The organism is Dietzia sp. Cai40 (genome assembly GCF_014145165.1).
GTDB classification, from domain to species: Bacteria; Actinomycetota; Actinomycetes; order Mycobacteriales; family Mycobacteriaceae; genus Dietzia; species Dietzia natronolimnaea.
This window is the reverse complement of the sequence record NZ_JAALEB010000012.1, coordinates 1-18,095: the sequence shown is the minus strand read 5'-3', so window position 1 is coordinate 18,095 and position 18,095 is coordinate 1. Positions and strand designations below refer to the sequence as shown.

The 18,095-nt window shown below is 71.7% G+C and carries 16 protein-coding genes, 1 other RNA gene and 2 pseudogenes; 14 read left to right on the top strand and 5 right to left on the bottom strand.

Features of this window, described 5'->3' with window-relative positions; all coding sequences use genetic code 11:
* Window positions 1–23 precede the first annotated feature (23 nt).
* Together G6022_RS00635 and G6022_RS00630 are read right to left on the bottom strand one after the other, a co-directional pair.
* On the bottom strand, window positions 24–500 hold the full coding sequence (locus tag G6022_RS00635) for a low molecular weight protein-tyrosine-phosphatase (protein ID WP_182639438.1): 477 nt from the start codon (window positions 498–500) through the stop codon (window positions 24–26).
* Entirely contained in the window at window positions 490–1,158 is a 669-nt protein-coding gene (locus tag G6022_RS00630; protein WP_182610890.1) for an HAD hydrolase-like protein, read from the bottom strand. Before G6022_RS00630 ends, G6022_RS00635 begins: the two co-directional genes overlap by 11 nt.
* Before the next feature lie 82 nt (window positions 1,159–1,240).
* Between G6022_RS00630 and cobC the strand changes: the two genes are divergently transcribed.
* The 10 genes and pseudogenes from cobC to G6022_RS00580 all read left to right on the top strand — a co-directional run bounded on the left by cobC (window position 1,241) and on the right by G6022_RS00580 (window position 9,907).
* A complete protein-coding gene (gene cobC, locus G6022_RS00625) occupies window positions 1,241–2,341 on the top strand; it encodes an Rv2231c family pyridoxal phosphate-dependent protein CobC (RefSeq protein WP_182690871.1) in 1,101 nt (366 codons plus the stop codon).
* Window positions 2,338–3,495 (top strand): Nif3-like dinuclear metal center hexameric protein, encoded by a 1,158-nt coding sequence (locus tag G6022_RS00620; protein ID WP_182690868.1) that lies wholly within the window; start codon window positions 2,338–2,340, stop codon window positions 3,493–3,495. The genes cobC and G6022_RS00620 overlap by 4 nt, the downstream gene beginning before the upstream one ends.
* 11 nt (window positions 3,496–3,506) lie before the next feature.
* Window positions 3,507–4,238, top strand: a complete 732-nt coding sequence (locus G6022_RS00615; protein WP_182638932.1) for a C4-type zinc ribbon domain-containing protein — start codon at window positions 3,507–3,509, stop codon at window positions 4,236–4,238.
* A gap of 8 nt (window positions 4,239–4,246) precedes the next feature.
* Window positions 4,247–4,882, top strand: a pseudogene (locus tag G6022_RS00610) (histidine phosphatase family protein); the annotation flags it as partial.
* A 15-nt stretch (window positions 4,883–4,897) separates the two neighbouring features.
* Window positions 4,898–5,325, top strand: an RNA gene (rnpB, locus tag G6022_RS00605) — RNase P RNA component class A.
* A gap of 93 nt (window positions 5,326–5,418) precedes the next feature.
* Entirely contained in the window at window positions 5,419–6,156 is a 738-nt protein-coding gene (locus tag G6022_RS00600) for a PaaX family transcriptional regulator C-terminal domain-containing protein (protein WP_182638930.1), read from the top strand.
* Between the two features lie 84 nt (window positions 6,157–6,240).
* Entirely contained in the window at window positions 6,241–7,887 is a 1,647-nt protein-coding gene (locus tag G6022_RS00595; protein WP_182610480.1) for an acyl-CoA dehydrogenase family protein, read from the top strand.
* Window positions 7,888–7,910: 23 nt separating this feature from the next.
* Entirely contained in the window at window positions 7,911–8,696 is a 786-nt protein-coding gene (locus G6022_RS00590; protein ID WP_182610488.1) for a crotonase/enoyl-CoA hydratase family protein, read from the top strand.
* Window positions 8,693–9,661 carry a crotonase/enoyl-CoA hydratase family protein gene (locus tag G6022_RS00585; protein WP_182638928.1) on the top strand — a complete coding sequence of 323 codons (969 nt, stop codon included), beginning with the start codon at window positions 8,693–8,695 and terminating at the stop codon, window positions 9,659–9,661. The genes G6022_RS00590 and G6022_RS00585 overlap by 4 nt, the downstream gene beginning before the upstream one ends.
* Window positions 9,662–9,733: 72 nt before the next feature.
* On the top strand, window positions 9,734–9,907 hold the full coding sequence (locus G6022_RS00580) for an SPOR domain-containing protein (RefSeq protein WP_182638926.1): 174 nt from the start codon (window positions 9,734–9,736) through the stop codon (window positions 9,905–9,907).
* A 99-nt stretch (window positions 9,908–10,006) separates the two neighbouring features.
* Here the strand turns inward: G6022_RS00580 and G6022_RS00575 are convergent, their stop codons facing one another.
* A complete protein-coding gene (locus G6022_RS00575; protein WP_182610483.1) occupies window positions 10,007–11,641 on the bottom strand; it encodes a CYTH and CHAD domain-containing protein in 1,635 nt (544 codons plus the stop codon).
* A 127-nt stretch (window positions 11,642–11,768) separates the two neighbouring features.
* Between G6022_RS00575 and G6022_RS00570 the strand changes: the two genes are divergently transcribed.
* Window positions 11,769–13,277, top strand: a complete 1,509-nt coding sequence (locus tag G6022_RS00570; RefSeq protein WP_182638924.1) for an FAD-dependent oxidoreductase — start codon at window positions 11,769–11,771, stop codon at window positions 13,275–13,277.
* A 65-nt stretch (window positions 13,278–13,342) separates the two neighbouring features.
* On the top strand, window positions 13,343–14,161 hold the full coding sequence (locus tag G6022_RS00565) for an SDR family NAD(P)-dependent oxidoreductase (RefSeq protein WP_182638936.1): 819 nt from the start codon (window positions 13,343–13,345) through the stop codon (window positions 14,159–14,161).
* Window positions 14,162–14,193: 32 nt separating this feature from the next.
* Here the strand turns inward: G6022_RS00565 and pip are convergent, their stop codons facing one another.
* On the bottom strand, window positions 14,194–15,189 hold the full coding sequence (gene pip / locus G6022_RS00560; RefSeq protein ID WP_182610485.1) for a prolyl aminopeptidase: 996 nt from the start codon (window positions 15,187–15,189) through the stop codon (window positions 14,194–14,196).
* A gap of 17 nt (window positions 15,190–15,206) precedes the next feature.
* Complete coding sequence (gene panB / locus G6022_RS00555) at window positions 15,207–16,070, bottom strand: 3-methyl-2-oxobutanoate hydroxymethyltransferase (RefSeq protein ID WP_182610486.1); 864 nt, start codon at window positions 16,068–16,070, stop codon at window positions 15,207–15,209.
* A gap of 225 nt (window positions 16,071–16,295) precedes the next feature.
* Between panB and glnA the strand changes: the two genes are divergently transcribed.
* Together glnA and G6022_RS00545 are read left to right on the top strand one after the other, a co-directional pair.
* Window positions 16,296–17,636, top strand: coding sequence for a type I glutamate--ammonia ligase (glnA, locus tag G6022_RS00550; protein ID WP_179525009.1), 1,341 nt, complete (start codon window positions 16,296–16,298; stop codon window positions 17,634–17,636).
* A gap of 19 nt (window positions 17,637–17,655) precedes the next feature.
* A pseudogene (locus G6022_RS00545) lies at window positions 17,656–18,095 on the top strand (bifunctional [glutamine synthetase] adenylyltransferase/[glutamine synthetase]-adenylyl-L-tyrosine phosphorylase); the annotation flags it as partial.

Sequence of the window (18,095 nt, the reverse complement as noted above, 5' to 3'; positions counted from 1 at the left end):
GGTATCCGCTGCACCCCGACGGGCTAAGTCAGGAGGGCACGCACCTCGGCCACCAACCCGGGGAGCGCCTCGGCGATCTGGAGACGGGTCCGGGTGAAGCCGTCGTGGTCGCCGTAGTAGGGGTCGGCCACGTCCTCACCGTCCGCCGCGGGATCGAACCCCCGCAGGAGGCGGACACGGTGTTCCTCGACCCCGGCGCCGAGGAGGTGGTCGCGATGGCCGCGGTCGAGCGCCACCACCAGGTCGGCCCGGTGATCGGTGGCCGACAGTTGTGCGGCCACGTGCGTGCTGTCGTACCCGTGGGACTCGAGCTCGGCCGCGGCCCGTGGATCCATGCCGTCCCCGACGTGCCACCCCCCGGTACCCACGCTCGAGACGGTGACACTGTCGCCGAACCCGGCGCCGGAGAACGCGTGCCGTGCCATGACCTCGGCCATGGGGGAGCGGCAGATGTTGCCGGTACAGACAAAGACGACGTGCACGCGCGGGTCACCACTCATGGATGATCCGCTCCAGCTCGGCGGTGTCCGCCGGGGACCAGCGGGCGCCGTCCCACTCACCGGGGCTGCCGTAACCCCAGCGCACGATCGCCGTGGGGATCCCGTAGCGGGCGGCACCCTCCACGTCGTGCTCGCGGTCGCCGATCATGAGGACGTGGCCCGTGCCCCCCTCGGCCACCGGTACCGGATCGACGCCGAGTGCGGAGAGTGAGTGCGCGATCACATCGGCCTTGGCCGCCCGCCCTACCCGCAGGTCCGCGCCGCCGATGAACTCGAACGGGTCGTCGAGCCGGAAGTGCTCCAGGATCCGTCGCGCGGCCTGCTGGTCCTTGCTCGTCGCCACGGCCATCCGGAAACCGTGGCCGGCCAGGCTCGTCAGCAGGCCGTCCATTCCCTCGTAGACCGCGTTCTCGAGCCACCCCACGTCGGTGTAGCGCTCGCGGTACGCGCTCATCGCCCGCTGCAGATCGTCGCCCCCGAGCCCCAGCGAGGCGAGGGTGTCCGGCATGGGTGGGCCCGCGATGGAGCGGATGTCACGTGAGTCGTCCCACCGTGCACCGACGGTGTCCAGCGCGTGGTGGAGCGACCTGGCGATGCCGTCCAGTGAGTCGGTGATGGTGCCGTCGAGGTCGACGAGGAGGATCGGGCGGTCGGGCATGCCGTCATCCTCTCAGACCCCGGCCGGCATGCGCCGCCACCCGTCGCCGCCGCCCCCGTGGGCCCCGCCTAGGCTGCCGGTCATGAGCGCCGCGCCCGGATCCGCGCCCGGACACCTGCCCGAGGGTCCGTCGTGGGACGCGCTGCGTCACCACGGTGATGCCGAGCTGGTGCCGGGTGCGGTGGACTTCGCCGTCAACGTGCGCGGGGACGCTCCGCCCGCGTGGCTACGGGAGCGGTTGGCCGATCGACTCGGTGACCTGGGTGGATACCCGACCGCCGACGACGGCGAGGCGGCCGTGGCCGCTGTCGCCGCCCGTCACGGGGTGGGGCCCGAGGGCGTGCTGTTGCTGGCCGGGGCCTCGGAGGGGTTCCACCTGCTCGCCGACCACGCGGCCCGCCGGGGCCTGCGCGCCGCCGTGCTGCACCCCTCGTTCACGGAGCCGGAGGTCGAACTGCGGCGGGCCGGTGTCGCGGTCGACAGGGTGATCCTGCCCCCGCCGTACCGTCTCGATCCGGCACTCGTACCCGACGAGGCCGACCTCGTCGTCGTCGGAAATCCCACCAACCCCACCTCGGTCCTCCACCCCAGGGCGACCGTCGCGGCGTTGTGCCGCCCCGGTCGTGTGACGGTCGTGGACGAGGCGTTCTGTGACGTGGTGTCCGACGAGGCCGGGCACACCCTGGCCGGCGCCGGGTTGCCCGGCCTGGTGGTGCTGAGATCGTTGACCAAGACGTGGGCGCTCGCGGGACTGCGGGTGGGCTACGCCGTGGGGGATCCGTCGGTTCTGACCGAGCTCGCCGCGGCCCGGCCGCACTGGCCCCTCGGGACTCTGCAACTCGAGGCGATCCGGGCCTGCCTGGGTTCCGTGGCCGACCGCGAGCTGGCGGCGGCACGTGCGCAGGTGGTGGCCGAACGCCGGGCGATGGTGGCCTCCCTCTCCGCCGCGGGGATCACTGTCGTCGTGCCCCCCGACGCGCCGTTCATCCTGGTGCGTACCCCGGACGGGGCGGATCCCGTCGCCTTCCGTGCGGGTCTGGCGCGCCGGGGGATCGCGACCCGCCGCGGGGACACCTTCCCCGGGCTCGACGCCACCCACCTGCGCCTGGCGGTGCGCGACGGCAGGATGGTGGACGGACTCGTCCGCGCGTGGCGGGCGGAGCGGGAAGGGGATCGACGATGACCACCGGTGGGCCCACCCTGGCCGACGTGATCGACCTGCTGGAGCACGCGTACCCGCCGCGGTTGGCCGAGTCCTGGGATCGTGTCGGTCTGGTCGCGGGCGACCCGTCCGCACAGGTCGGGACGGTCGTGGTGGCCGTCGACGCCACCGACGCGGTGGTCGACCACGCGCTCGCCCTGGGTGCCGATCTGCTCCTGGTCCACCACCCGCCCCTGCTGCGGGGGGTGCACTCGATCGCCGCCGACACCCCCAAGGGCCGCCTGCTGCACCGTCTGGTCCTGGGCGGCTGCGCCCTGTACGCCGCCCACACCAACGCCGACTCCGCGCGGCCCGGCGTCAACGACGCGCTCGCCGAGACGCTGGGTCTGAGCCCCGGCAGGCCGCTCGTCCCGACCGGTGACGGCACCGTCGACAGATGGGTGGTGACGGTTCCCGACGACGACGTCGAGGACCTCCTCCACGCGGCCTTCGCCGCCGGGGCCGGTCGGATGAGCGGGTACACCGAGTGCTCGTTCTCCGTGCCGGGCACCGGTCGCTTCCGCCCCGGCGACGGTACGGACCCGACGATCGGCGTGATCGGCGAGCCGGAGCGGGTCTCCGAGACGCGGGTCGAGTTCGTGGCGCCACCCGAACTGAGATCCGAGGTCCGCCGGGCGGTCACGGCCGCGCACCCGTACGAGGTCCCCGCCATGGACGTGCTGATCAACCACGCGGGGCCCGGCCCGGGCCCCGAGGACACCGGTCTCGGTCGCGTCTGCGACCTGGCGGAGCCGATGTCGCTCGCGGAGTTCACCGCTCTCGTGGGTGCCCGGCTGCCGCGGACACGGTGGGGGGTCCGTGGCGCCGGTGACCCGCACACGGAGATCAGGAGGGTCGCGCTGTGCGGGGGTTCGGGCGATTCCCTGCTGGGTGCGGCACGGGCCGCGGGGGCGGATGTGTACCTCACCGGAGACCTGCGTCACCACGTGGTCGACGAACACCTCAGGGAGGGCGGACCGGCCCTTGTGGACGCCGCGCACTGGGCGCTCGAGTTCCCGTGGTGTACGCAGGCCGCGGCCCTGGTGGAGGAGGGGGTCGGGGTGGCGGCGACGGTGTGCGACCTGCGCACCGACCCGTGGACGGTGGCGTCGGGGGGAGAGGGCGACGGGCGGTAGTCTTGGCCCTCATGAAGGCCGATCCCACCGTCCAGCGTCGACTCGTCGACATCGCCGAGCTCGACCTGCGCCTGGGCTCCCTCGCGCACCGGCGGAGATCACTCCCGGAACAGGGTGTCCTGGACACGCTCGAGGCCGAGCGGCGTGCGGCCGTGGAGTCCGCGGCGCGGGCCCGGATCCACGTGGAGGATCTGGACCGGGCGATCGCCAAGCTGAGCTCGGATCTCGACGCCGTGCGCAGGCGCCGCGCGAACGACGCCGACCTGCTGGCGGCCGGGGGGTTGTCCGACAGGCAGTCCACCGAGCTCGAGTACGAGCTCGGGTCGCTCCACCGCCGCGAGGAGAATCTCGTGGCCGAGCTCTCCGAACTGACCGAGCGCCACGAGGCCGTGGTCGCCGACGTCCGCCACTCCGGCGCGATCATCACCGACCTGGACGCCCGCCTGGGTATGGCCACCACCGTCCGCGACACCGCACTCGCCGAACTCGAGGACTCCGTGACCGCTACGACCGCCGAGCGGGCCCGCCAGGCCGAGGACCTACCCTCCGGACTCCTCGACCTCTATACCCGTAGTGCCGAGGAGGCGGGAGTGGGCGCCGCGATCCTCAACGGAGGCCGGTGCTCGGCGTGCGCGATGGATCTCGACCGCACCACGGTGTCCGCGTTCCGGACCGCTCCCGCCGACGAGGTCCTGACCTGCCCGGAGTGCGGCGTGATCGTGGTCCGCACGGACAACTCGTGAGCGGCGGTCCGGGCTGGACGGGGGCCGCCGGGAGGCCCACCCGGATCGTGCTCGCCCGCCACGGCCAGACCCCGCTCTCGGTGGACCGTCGCTATTCCGGCCAGGGCGACCCCGACCTCACCGACCTGGGGGTCGTGCAGGCCGAACGGACCGCCGACCGCCTGGCGCGCATCCCGGAGCTGTCCGCCGTGGTCTCGTCCCCCCTGCGCAGGTGTCTGGGCACGGCCGAGCGCGCCGCCGAGGCGGCGGGGGTCCCACTGGTGGTCGCGGACGACCTCATCGAGACCGACTTCGGGCAGTGGGAGGGCCTGACCTTCTCCGAGGCCGCCGAGCAGGACCCCGAACTGCACGCACGCTGGATGTCGGACACCGCCGTGCCTCCACCCGGGGGCGAGAGCTTCGCCGTGGTCCGCGCCCGGGTCGAACGGGGCCTGCGCCGGATCGTCGAGGAGAGCCCGGGCGGCGTGGTGGCGGTGGTCAGCCACGTCACCCCCATCAAGATGGCGATCCGCGCCGCTCTGGATGCCGGCGACGAGCTCCTCTTCCGGCTCCACCTGGATCTGGCCTCGGTGTCGGACGTGCGCTTCTACCCGGACGGGCCGACGTCGGTGCACCTGGTGAACGACACCTCGCACCTGGACTAGACTCCCCAGGGCGAACGAGTCGGCCGGACGGCCGCGGGCGGGGGAACCGGCGCCATCAGGCGGCAGGGCCCCGGTCCGAGGAAAGTCCGGACTCCACAGAGCAGGGTGGTTGTTAACGGCAACCCGGGGTGACCCGCGGGACAGTGCCACAGAAAACAGACCGCCGCGCCTGCGGGCGCGGTAAGGGTGAAACGGTGCGGTAAGAGCGCACCAGCGCCCCGGGCGACCGGGGCGGCTAGGTAAACCCCACCCGGAGCAAGGTCGAAGGCCGCACCGCCCGCGGTGCGGCTGCGCGGATGGAGTGCAGCGATGCACGGAAGGGCTGCTCGCCCGAGTCCGCGGGTGGACCGCTCGAGGTACCCGGTGACGGTGTGCCCAGATGGATGGTCGTCGCCCTCCGTACGCGGAGGGCACAGGATCCGGCTTACAGGCCGGCTCGTTCGCCCCGGCCCCTCCCCGCGGCCGTCCACCTGACGCCTGTTCGGGGCTGCTGATCGCCTGCGGCCGTGGAGACCAGCGCGGATATCATTCCGACCATGCCCGCGCCCGCACGCCCGATGAAGCTCCCCGCGCGGTCGGCCGTGCTCAGTGCCCTTCTCGGTGCGCACCCCGCGGAGTCGACGGCGGCGGGCATCGTCGACGTGGCCGTGCGGCTCGGCTTCCAGGAATCGGCCGTGCGCGTCGCCCTGACCAGGATGGTCGCCTCGGGTGACCTCGAGCGGGACCGGGGGGTGTACCGACTCTCGCCCCGTCTCATCTCGAGGCAGGAGCGGCAGGATGCGGCGATCTCGCCCTCCCTGAAGCCCTGGGACCGTCAGTGGTCGATGCAGGTCGTCACGGTCCCGGCCGACGCGGCGACACGTGTGGCGACCCGATCCGAACTGACCGGGCTCCGGTACGCGGAGCTGCGCGAGGGGGTGTGGCTCCGGCCCGCCAATCTCGACGTCGTCCGCTCTGATGCATTGACGGCCAGGTCGGAGGAGTTCTCCTGTGTCCCCGCCGGCGACGTCGACGCCCTGACCTCACGCCTGTTCGACCCCGCGGGATGGGCGCGCGACGGAGCGGCCCTTCTCGCCGCGGCCGAACGCGCCGACGAGATGTCCACGCGTTTCGAGGTGGCGGCCGCGACGGTCAGGCACATCCTGCACGACCCGCTCCTCCCCGCGGAGCTGCTGCCCGCCGACTGGCCCGGTGAGCGTCTCCGCGAGTCCTATCAGCGATTCCGTACCGATTTCGGCCGCTTCGCGAACGGCGTCCTGGGCGCGGGCACCTGACCGCGCGGGAGGTGGTCCGGTCCGGGCGGATCGATGACTATTACACTCTAGATCTGACCGCAGGAGTTATGTAATACTCCGTCCATGGTGACGCACACGGTGACAAACCAGGTCCCGCCCCTGGTGGGGTACGACGCTGCCGAGCAGCCGGTGATCCTGGAGGCGCTCTCCCGGGCCGGGGCGGGACACGCTGTGGACGAGCTGCACGAGGTCGGACGACTCGCCGGGTCCGCCGACGCCCTCGAGTGGGGCGACCGTGCGGAGGCCAACCCGCCGATCCTCCGGACGCACGATCGGTACGGGAACCGGATCGACGAGGTCGACTACGATCCGGCCTACCACGAGCTGATGCGTCGCGCCGTCGGGTTCGGTCTGCACGGCGCCCCGTGGGTGGACCCCAGGCCCAACCCCCATCTGGTGCGCGCGGCCAAGTCGAGTGTGTGGGGGCAGACGGACGCGGGTCACGGGTGTCCGATCTCGATGACCTACGCGGTGGTGCCGGCCCTACGCCGCGCTCCCGACCTCGCCGCGATGTTCGAACCGCTGCTGACGAGCGCCCACTACGACCCGGTTCTGGCCCCGCCGGCCACCAAGCGGGGTCTGACGGCGGGTATGTCGATGACCGAGAAGCAGGGCGGGTCGGACGTCCGCGCCAACACCACCCACGCGACCCGGAACTCCGACGGGACGTACTCGATCACCGGGCACAAGTGGTTCACCTCCGCACCGATGTCCGATCTGTTCCTCGTCCTCGCGCAGGCACCGGGTGGGCTCACGTGTTTCTGCGTCCCGCGGGTCCTGCCCGACGGCTCGCGCAACCCCTTCCTCCTGCAGCGTCTCAAGGACAAGCTCGGCAACCGGTCGAATGCCAGCAGCGAGGTCGAGTACGACCAGACGACCGGCTGGATCGTCGGCGACGAGGGCCGGGGCGTCGCGACGATCATCGAGATGGTCAACATGACCCGACTCGACTGCACACTCGGTACCGCCACCGGAATGCGGGTCGGGGTCGCGAACGCCGTCCACCACGCGATGCACCGCCGGGCCTTCGGGGCGGCCCTCATCGACCAGCCGCTGATGCGCAACGTGCTGGCCGACCTCGCGGTGGAGGCCGAGGCGTCGACGACGGTCGCGCTCTGGCTCGCCGAACTCACCGACCTGGCCGACGCGGGAGACCGGGAGGCCGACGCCCTCCGACGGATCGGCCTCGCCGTCAGCAAGTACCACGTGTGCAAGCGCGGGCCGATCCACGCGGCGGAGGCCCTGGAGTGTCTGGGCGGCAACGGGTACGTGGAGGACTCCCGGATGCCGAGGCTCTACCGGGAGGCTCCACTTCTGTCGGTCTGGGAGGGCTCGGGCAACGTCGCGGCTCTGGACGTGCTGCGGGCCATGGCGAAGCAGCCGGAGACGGTCGAGACCTTCCTCGACACGGTCTCGTCCGTGCGCGGTGCGGACTCCCGACTCGACGGCGCCGTCGATCGCCTGGGCGGGACGTTGACCGCCGTCGCCGCCGGGCGGCCCGAGGAGGCGCAGTACGTCGCGCGCCGGGTGGTCGGGGACATGGCGATGATCCTGCAGGGCTACCTGCTGCTCCGCCACGGCCACCCGGCGGTCGCAGACGCCTTCCTCGTCAGCAGGCTGGGGGCCGATCGCGGGGATGTCCTCGGCACGCTGCCGACCGGCGTGGACACCTCCGCGATTCTCGACCGCGTCACCCCGAAGGTCGGGTGAGGGCCGTGGAGAACGTCCCGGGCGTGACGGTCTCGATTCAGGGTCCGGTGACCGTGATCGGTATCGACCGACCGGACGTCCGCAACGCCGTCGATAGGCCCACCGCGCAGGCGCTCGCCGACGCGTTCCGGGCCTTCGACGCGGACCCCGGCTCCTCCGTGGCCGTGCTGCACGGCGAGAACGGGACCTTCTGCGCAGGTGCCGACCTCAAGGCGATCGCGGGCGACGCGGGGAACCGGGTGGCCGCGGACGGGGACGGTCCCATGGGGCCGACGAGGCTCCGACTGGGCAAACCGTTCATCGCTGCCCTGTCGGGCCACGCGGTGGCCGGCGGCCTCGAACTCGCCCTGTGGGCCGATCTGCGGGTCGCGGAGGAGAGCGCGGTGCTGGGCGTCTTCTGCCGCCGCTGGGGAGTGCCGCTCATCGATGGCGGGACCGTCCGCCTGCCGCGACTGATCGGCACGAGCCGCGCGATGGACCTCGTGCTCACCGGCCGCCCGGTGAGTGCTTCAGAGGCCTTGGACATCGGTCTGGTGAACCGGGTGGTGGCCGACGGCACGGCGTTGACGGCAGCCATCGACCTGGCCACCGAGATCTCGCGGTTCCCCCAGGAGTGCATGCGACGGGACCGGCTGTCGCTGCTGGAACAGGAGGGCCTCGACGAGGAGGCGGCGATCAGGAACGAGTATGACCACGGCCTGATCTCGCTGCAGGCCGGGGCGGTCGCGGGCGCGGCGCGGTTCGCCGACGGAGCCGGGCGTCACGGCTCCTTCGGACAGGCACAGGCCACAGAGGAGACGGGCAGATGAACACCGATTACCGCACCCTGACCTACGAGGTGACCGGGGCGATCGCCCGGATCACCTTCGACCGCCCTGAGCACGGTAACGCCATCACGAGCGACACCCCGGTCGAACTCGCGTCCGCCGTCGAGCGCGCCGACCTCGACCCGGCGGTCCACGTGATCCTCCTGTCCGGGCGAGGGAAGGGGTTCTGTGGCGGCTACGACCTGTCGATCTTCGCCGAGGGGATGGCCCGCGACGCAGGCGACCCATCCGACCAATCCGACCCATCCGACGCCTCCGGCGAGGCCGGCGGATCCGTGCTCGATCCGGGCGTCCAGGCCCGCAACCACGACCCGCGCGTCACGTGGGACCCGATGGTCGACTACGCGATGATGAGCAGGTTCAACCGCGGATTCTCCAGCCTCCTGCACGCGAACAAACCCACGGTGGCCAAGTTGCACGGATTCGCCGTGGCGGGCGGCACCGACATCGCGTTGTTCGCCGACCTGATCATTTGCGCCGACGACACCCGGATCGGGTACCCGCCCGCCCGGGTCTGGGGCATCCCGGCGTCCGGGATGTGGGCGCACCGGCTCGGCGACCAACGCGCCAAACGCCTGCTGTTCACCGGCGACCTCATCACGGGGCGGCAGGCGCATGACTGGGGGCTCGCGATCGACGCACCTCCGCCGGAGGAACTGGACGACCGCACCGAGGACCTCGTCGGGCGGATCGCGCGGATGCCGGTCAACCAGCTCGTGATGGCCAAGCTGGCGCTGAACAGTGCCCTGCTGGCCCAGGGGGTGGCTAATTCAGGCATGATCAGCACCGTCTTCGACGGGATCGCCCGCCACACCCCGGAGGGATACGCCTTCCAGGCGAGGGCTGCGGCCGACGGCTTCCGGGAGGCGGTCCGGCGGCGAGACGAGCCGTTCGGTGACGCCAAGCCCCATGCCGGGCCCGGGGACTCGGCGACGACACGCCCGTAACCGGGGAATCCCGGACCCCGCCGCGAGTAGGCTCGGGACACAGGAACGCCGAGCGAACCCGGGAGGTCCGTCGTGACGGAAGAGCAGTGGTATTACGACATCGCCCTGGGCAAGGCGGTCCAGGGGAAGGTGACCAACTGGGACAACCGCATGGGTCCCTACGCCACCCGCGATGAGGCGGAGGCGGCGCTGGCTAAGGCGAAGTCCCGCAACGAGGCGTGGGACGCCGAGGACGAGAAGGACTGAGACCGGGAGCGCTGAGACCGGCCGGACTCAGCCCCGGGCGCCCCACCGGGAACCCCGTGGGGCGCCCGTCGTGGCCGGGCGGCACTGCTCGCCGCCGCCCTATTTCTTGGTGCTCTTCTTCTTCCGCCGTCGCGCCGCGCGCCGGGACTCCGACAGTTCGCGGTAGGCCGCGGTGACGGTGGCCGCGTCGTTCTCGAACCCGTCGAGCGCGCGCTCGGAGAATCCGCGTTCGTGCTCATAGAGCACCCCGAAACCGAACGTCGACTCGCCCGCGGACTCCGCCCGCCTCGCGATCCGCCGGATCCACCTCCGGGCGGTCACGCTGTCCTGGACGTCTCCGAGCACCGTGTGCAGTCGCTGGCAGGCGGTGCGTAGCGGGGCGACGGTCAGCCCGTCCGACTCCCGTAGGGCGCCGACGTTGCGCCGCAGGGCCTTGGCGCGCTTGCGGACGACGTGGGTCAGCTCCTCCCGCTGGGCCAGGGTCAACTCGAGCGACTCGAGGTCGCGTTCGGTGCGGGTGCGGGCCTTGGTGAACTTGGCGAACTGCCGGTCCACCCCACGCAGGATCATGTCCTCGGCCTCGCGCCTGCGCTTCTTCGAGGTCGGTCCCGGCACGGACCCGTCAGACGACCCGGCGACCTCGGGCCCGGTGCCGGCGAGCTCGACGAGCAGGTGGAGCCGGTCGAGCAGGTCGAGGTACCGCTCGGAACCCAGTGCGGCCGTCACCCGCGCGCCGGCCCGCCGCTCCTCCGCCCCGAGCTCGACGCGGAGCCGCTGCCTGGTCAGCGTGCTCACCACGTCCTCCGGGTACCCGGCCGCCAGCTCCCCGAGCCGGTGGTCGACCACCTGGATGTCGCGCACCTTGCCCAGGACCGCGGCGAGCACCTTGAGCTCCTCGAGCACCGCGGCCAGGTCGATGTCCGTGTGTCCGGTCTCCGCCTCGAGCTCCTCGGCGAACGAGCTGATCGTGCTGCGGAGACCGCGGACCGCCACCCGCATCTGGTGGACCCCCACCATCGTCACGCGTCGGGCGGCCGGGTCGTGGTCGAGTACCCGGTGGAGGTCCTCGCGCAGGGCGTCCCTCACGGCGGAGACGCCCCTGTCCGGAGGGTCGGGGAGGGGGCCGATGGCGCGGGCGAGTTTGGACGACGACGACGAGGTCGTGGCCCCCGCCGAGGTGCACGCGGTGGCGACGGCGGCGAGATGGTCCCGAGCCCGGGGCTGCGACGGATCGACCAGTTCGACCTCCCACTCCCGCCAGTCCCCGGCGGCGCCTGCGGTTGCGCCCTCGGCGACGAGGGAATCCGTCGTGACGTGGTCGTCACAGAACTCCACGACGGCGGTCCCCTCCCCGTCGCGCAGGAGCACGACGTGCCTCCGGTTGTCCACGCGGGCCACGGGCGCGAGAGGTCGGCGGCGGACCAGTCCCGCCACCGCGGCGACGAACTCGTCGGGGACGTCGTCTCCGTGATCCAGCGGGAGCCGCAGCTCCACCCGTCCCGCCTCGGACGGGAGTTTGAGGTGCCACCCCGCGTCGTCACCGCCGGTGCGGCGTCTGAGCGTGACCTTGTGGCGGGTGAGGGAGAGGTCGGCGGTGTCGTAGTACGTGGCGGAGAGCTCGTGCACCACCGGGTCGTCCGCCACCAGCGGGGCGAATGCTCTCGCGGTGGGGACCGGGGTGTCGGGCCCGACCTCGAACTTGCTCTCGATCTCCACCGTCTCGCTGATCGTCATGGACTGGTTGTATCAGGCCCGGGTGAACACGGCGTCCCCCTCGTCCCGACCGGCCCGCCACTCCCCGGACTTACTTGCGGGTAAGATCCCAGTGGTTCGGATCACATGCTCGTCGTTGGGAGAAGAAGTGGATCAGACGACAACCGTCGACGTCCTCGTCGTGGGGGCCGGTTTCTCCGGTCTCGGGGCGGCCATCAGACTCGCCGAGGACGGAGTCGACGACGTGATCGTGGTCGAGCGGGGTTCCGACGTGGGCGGCACGTGGCGGGACAACTCCTACCCGGGGGCGGCGTGCGATGTGCCCTCCCACCTGTACTCCTACTCTTTCGCCCTCAACCCGGGGTGGTCGCGTGCGTTCTCCCCGCAGGGCGAGATCTACGACTACATCCGCCGCGTCACCCACGACACCGGCGTACGGGAGAAGATCAGGTTCGGCGTGGAGGTCACCGCCGCGCGCTTCGAGGAGACCCGCGGTCGGTGGGCGGTGAGCACGACGGCAGGGGAGTACGACGCGAGGGTCCTGGTCCTGGGGGTCGGCGCGCTGTGCGAACCCCGGCTCCCGGAGATCGACGGGATCGACGACTTCGCCGGCCCCGTCTTCCACACGGCCCGCTGGGACCATTCGGTGCCCCTGGCCGGTCGACGCGTCGCGGTGATCGGTACCGGCGCCTCCGCCGTCCAGGTGGTGCCGTCCATCGCCCCGACCGTGGAGCATCTGGACGTCTATCAGCGCACCGCTCCCTGGGTTCTGCCCCGGATCGACCGGGAGTACCCGGGGTTCGAGAGGGCCCTCTACCGCAGGGTCCCCGGTCTCCAGCGCGCCGTCCGGGCGCTCCAGTACACCAGCCGCGAGTTCCAGGTGGTGGGACTGACCCGGACCCGTGCGGCCCTCGCCCCGATCAAGGCGATCGGGCGCGCGCACCTGGCCCTGTCGGTGCGCGACCCGGGTCTCCGGCGCAAGCTGACCCCGAACTTCGAGATCGGGTGCAAGCGCATCCTGCTGTCCAACACCTGGTACCGCGCGTTGACCCGGCGGAACGTCGACGTGGTGACCACTCCCATCAGCCGGGTGACCGAGGGCGGGATCGTCACCTCGGACGGCGCCGAGCACCCGGCGGACGTGCTGGTGGTGGCCACCGGGTTCCACGTCACGGACTCCCCGTTCTTCGAGCGCGTCCGGGACGCGGCAGGCCGGACCCTCGCGGACAAGTGGGCGAGCGAGGGGATGGAGGCGTACAAGGGCACCACGGTCGCGGGGTACCCCAACCTCTTCGTCCTGATGGGTCCCGCGACGGGTCTCGGTCACTCGTCGATGATCTACATGATCGAGTCCCAGCTGAACTACCTGGTGGACGCGATCCGCAGCATGCGCGACCGCGGTCTGCAGACGGTGGAGGTCCGCGAGGCGGTCCAGAACGCCTACAACCGCGAACTCCGCGAGAACACCGGGGAGACCGTCTGGGTGACCGGCTGCAAGAGCTGGTACCTGGACGCCAAGGGCAACGCCCCGGCCGTGTGGCCCGATTTCACCTTCTCCTACCGCAACCAGACGAGGGAGTTCGACCTGAGCGCCTACCGCCGGACCGCGATCGACGAACCCGCCGCGGTGCCGACCGGGCAGGGGGCACTCCGGTGAGCGCCCCGATCGGAAAGGCGATGGCGGCGCTGGGTGGGCTGACCGCCCGCCGTCCCCGCTGGCGGATGGACGGCAAGGTCGTCGTCATCACCGGTGCCGGTTCCGGCATCGGTCGCGAACTCGCACGTGAGGCGGCGCGCCGGGGAGCCCGGTTGGCGCTGAGCGACGTCGACGTCGACGGACTGGCCGAGACGGTGGGGCTGGTGGAGGCGGAGTCCTCGGTGGAGGTGCACTCCGACCGGCTCGACGTCACGGAGCAGGCCGCCGTCGCGGAGTACGCGGGCCGGGTGGTCGACCAGTTCGGCGTGGTCAACCTCGTCGTCAACAACGCCGGCATCGCGTTCACCGGGTCGGTCGAGCAATCCGGGTACAAGGACATCGCCCGGGTGATGGACGTGGACTACTGGGGGGTCGTCCACGGCACGAAGGAGTTCCTGCCGCACCTCATCGCCTCCGGGGACGGGCACATCGTCAACATCTCCAGCATCTTCGCGATCCTCTCGGTGCCCACCCAGAACGCCTACAACGCGGCCAAGGCCGCGGTGCAACAGTTCACCGAGTCCCTGCGGATGGAGATGCTCGCCGCCGGCCACCCGGTGGAGGTCACCTGCGTCCACCCCGGGGGCATCAGGACCGCGGTCGCCAGGAGCGCCGGCGCGGCCGAGGGCCTGGACAGCGCGACCTTCGCCACGATCTTCGACGCCAAGTTCGCGCGCACGGAGGCGTCGACGGCCGCGCGGGTGATCCTCGACGGCGTCGAACGGCGCCGAGCGAGGGTGCTGGTGGGCCCGGACGCGTACGTGATCGACGCGCTCGTCCGGTTGTTCCCGTCCGGCTACCAGAAGGGCACGGTGGCCGTCTCCCGCCACTTCGGGGTGATCTGACCCGACCAGCCTCGCCGGGGTGGGAGGCGGGTTCAGGGTCGGAAGCGGTCGGTGGCCTCGAGCAGGTGATGTGTGGTGCCCGGTTCGGCCATCGCGTGCCCGGCGTCGGGGACGATGTGCAGCTCGGAGCCCGGCCAGGCCGCGTGCAGTTCCCACGCGCTCGTGACCGGGCAGACCACGTCGTAACGCCCGTGGACGATCACGGCGGGCAGGTGCGAGATCCTGTCCATGCGGTCCAGGATGGCGCGGCCGTCGAGGAACGCGTCGTTGACGAAGTAGTGGTTCTCGATGCGGGCGAAGGCCAGGGCGAACCTGTCGGCCTCGTCGTCGTCCCCGGTCCCGGGACGGGGGAGCAGCGTGGACGTCGTGGTCTCCCACCTCGTCCACGCTCGCGCTGCCCCGATCTCGATCGCCGGATCACCGCAGTGCAGGAGGCGGTGGTAGGCGGCCACGTGGTCGAAGCCCGCCCGGTGGACCGCGTCGGCTCCCTCGGCGGCCACGAGCGGCGCGAGGTAGCCCTCCCACGCGTCGGGGAAGAGGTGGGCGGCGCCGCCCCGGTAGAACCAGTCGATCTCCGACGGCCGGCAGAGGAAGATCCCTCGCAGGACCAGGCCGCGGACGCGATCCGGGTGCTCCTGCGCGTAGGCCAGGGCGAGCGTCGTCCCCCACGAGCCGCCGAACACGAGCCAGCGCTCGATCCCCAGGGCCTCGCGCAGACGCTCGAGGTCGGCGGTGAGATGCCACGTGGTGTTGACGGCGAGGTCCGCGCCGTCGGCGACGTGCGGCGCACTCCGGCCGCAGCCGCGCTGATCCACCAGGATGATGCGGTAGGACGCGGGGTCGAACATCCGGCGGTGCTCCGGGGTGGTCCCGCCGCCGGGACCGCCGTGGACGAACAGCACGGGGGAACCGTCCGGGTCTCCCGAGCACTCCCAGTAGAGGTGCTGACCGTCGCCCACGTCGAGCGTGCCGGTCTCGTACGGCTCGATCCGCGGGTACGGGGTGCGGAGCGTGGTCTGCTGGCTCATCGAGGCTGACCGCGCCGTCAGAAGGAGTGGTCCGGGCCGGGGAACTCGCGCGAACGGACCTCGTCGCCGTACTCCCGGGCGGCGTCGCGCAGCGTCTCGGCGAGGCGGGCGTAGCGCTTGACGAACCTGGCCGTCCGTCCGGTGCCGTGGCCCGCCATGTCCTGCCACACCAACACCTGCGCGTCGCACCCGTTCCCGGCGCCGATGCCGACCGTGGCGATGTCCAGCTCCGCGGTGACCTCGCGGGCGAGGTCGGCGGGGACCATCTCCATGACGACGGAGAAGGCCCCGGCCTCCTGCACGGCGCGGGCGTCGGCCCGCAGCTCGTCGGCGGCGTCCCCGCGCCCCTGGACGCGGAAGCCCCCCAGGCCGTTGACCGACTGGGGGGTGAAGCCGATGTGGGCCATCACGGGGATCCCGGCGTCCACGATCGCCCGGATCTGTGGGGCCATCCGCACGCCGCCCTCGAGCTTGACGGCCTGGGCGCCGCCCTCCTTCATCATCCGCGTGGCGGCGGCCACGGCCTGCACCGGGGAGGCCTCGTAACTACCGAACACCAGATCGGCCACGACCAGTGCCTTCGGCGCCCCCCGGGTCACGGCCCGCACCAGCGGGATCATCTCGTCCTCGGTGACGGGGACCGTGGTGTCGTACCCGTAGACCACGTTGGCCGCCGAGTCCCCGACCAGGAGAACCGGGATCCCGGCCTCCTGGAACACGCGCGCGGAGACGAAGTCGTAGGCGGTGAGCATCGGCCAGGGTTCCCCCGCGGCCTTGAGTTCGGCCAGGTGGTGGATCCGGGTCACCCGCGTCAGACCCCGGGGTCCGGCGTCCGGGGTGCCGCCGGAACCGTAGACCGGGGTGTCGGGGTTGTCGCTCATGGCGGTGTGGCCTTCCTACGGTGACCTCGAGGCCGGCGGGATGGCCGGTCCCCGGGTGGACAGGGGGCGGTGACGGACGCGGCCGTCGCCGACGAGTGTGCCACGAGCCGGGCGACGTGGCTCGGCAGGCCATGGGGCGGGAGGCCCACGGGCGGGGGCCCAGGTGGGCGTGTCGGGGACCCGATGTCACACGCTCGTAACACGACAGGCACTAGGTTGGACGGCATGAACCGCCAGCAGGAGTACGTTCTGAGGACCTTGGAAGAGCGCGACATCCGGTTCGTCCGGCTCTGGTTCACCGACGTTCTCGGGACCTTGAAGTCAGTGGCCGTCGCCCCGGCAGAGCTCGAGGGGGCGTTCGGGGAGGGGATCGGCTTCGACGGCTCCGCCATCGAGGGGTTCTCGCGGGTGTCGGAGGCGGACACGGTCGCCAAGCCCGACCCCTCGACGTTCCAGGTCCTGCCGTGGGCCCACGCCGACGGTGGCCAGCACTCGGCGCGCATCTTCTGCGACGTCTTCAACCCCGACGGCAGCCCGAGCTGGGCCGATCCGCGCCACGTGCTGCGCCGCCAGCTCAACAAGGCCGCCGACCTCGGCTTCTCCTGCTACGTGCACCCGGAGATCGAGTTCTTCCTCTTCAAAGACCTCGACACCAACGGTGCCGAGCCGGTTCCGACGGACAACGGCGGGTACTTCGACCAGGCCGTGCACGACTCCGCCCCGCACTTCCGGCGTCACGCGATCGAGGCGCTGGAGGCGATGGGAATCTCGGTGGAGTTCTCCCACCACGAGGGGGCACCGGGGCAGCAGGAGATCGACCTGCGCTACGCCGACGCACTGAGCATGGCGGACAACATCATGACCTTCCGCTACATCGTCAAGGAGGTGGCCATGAACAACGGGGTGTGGGCGTCGTTCATGCCCAAGCCCCTCCGGGACCACCCGGGTTCGGCCATGCACACGCACATGAGCCTGTTCGAGGGCGACACCAACGCGTTCCACGACGCGGACGACGAGTACCAGATGTCCACCACGGCGAAGTCGTTCGTGGCGGGCATCCTGCGTCACGCGCCGGAGTTCTCGGCCGTCACCAACCAGTGGGTCAACTCCTACAAGCGGCTCATCGGCGGCGGCGAGGCCCCCACCGCCGCCACCTGGGGCCGCGCCAACCGCTCGGCGCTGGTGCGGGTCCCCATGTACACGCCCAACAAGGCCTCCTCGCGGCGCATCGAGGTGCGGAGCCCGGACTCGGCGTGCAACCCGTACCTCGCGTACGCGGTGATGATCGCCGCCGGGATCAAGGGCGTCCAGGAGGGCTACGAGCTGCCGCCGGAGTCCGAGGACGACGTGTGGACCATGAGCCGGCGCGAGCGGCGTGCGATGGGCTACACGGACCTGCCGGGGAGCCTGGAGCAGGCCCTCGACGCCATGGAGGAGTCGGAGCTCGTCGCCGAGGCGCTCGGCGAGCACGTGTTCGAGTTCTTCCTGCGCAACAAGCGGCGTGAATGGCGGGAGTACCGCAACGAGGTGACCCCGTACGAGCTCCGCAACTACCTCGCGTTGTGACCGGACGGTCGAGGTGAGCATGGAGTCGTCGCGGTCCAGGGTGCCCAGCCCGGGCAGGCTCGGACTGCTCGACCAGCGCGCCGGGGACTGGTTGGACTACCTGGGGTGGACCGACGAGGACGCGGTCCCGATGCTGTGGGCGCTCTCGCGCGCGCCCGACCCGGACCTCGCCCTGGGGGCGCTGGTCCGGCTCAGGGAGGCGCTGGCCGCCGAGGCGCAGGACGGCGGACCGACCACGGGTGGTGCGACCGCGGACGCCGGCGGGGACAGCGGTGTGGCCGCACTGGACTCGGCGCTCCGATCAGACCTCCGGTTGCGCGGACGCCTACTGGGACTGCTCGGCTCGTCCAGCGCGCTCGGGGACCATCTGGTCGCGCAGCCCACCCGCTGGGCGCTGCTCCGGTCGCCGCTGCCCTCCCGTGAGGACGTCCTGGCGGACATGCTGGGGGTGGTCGACGC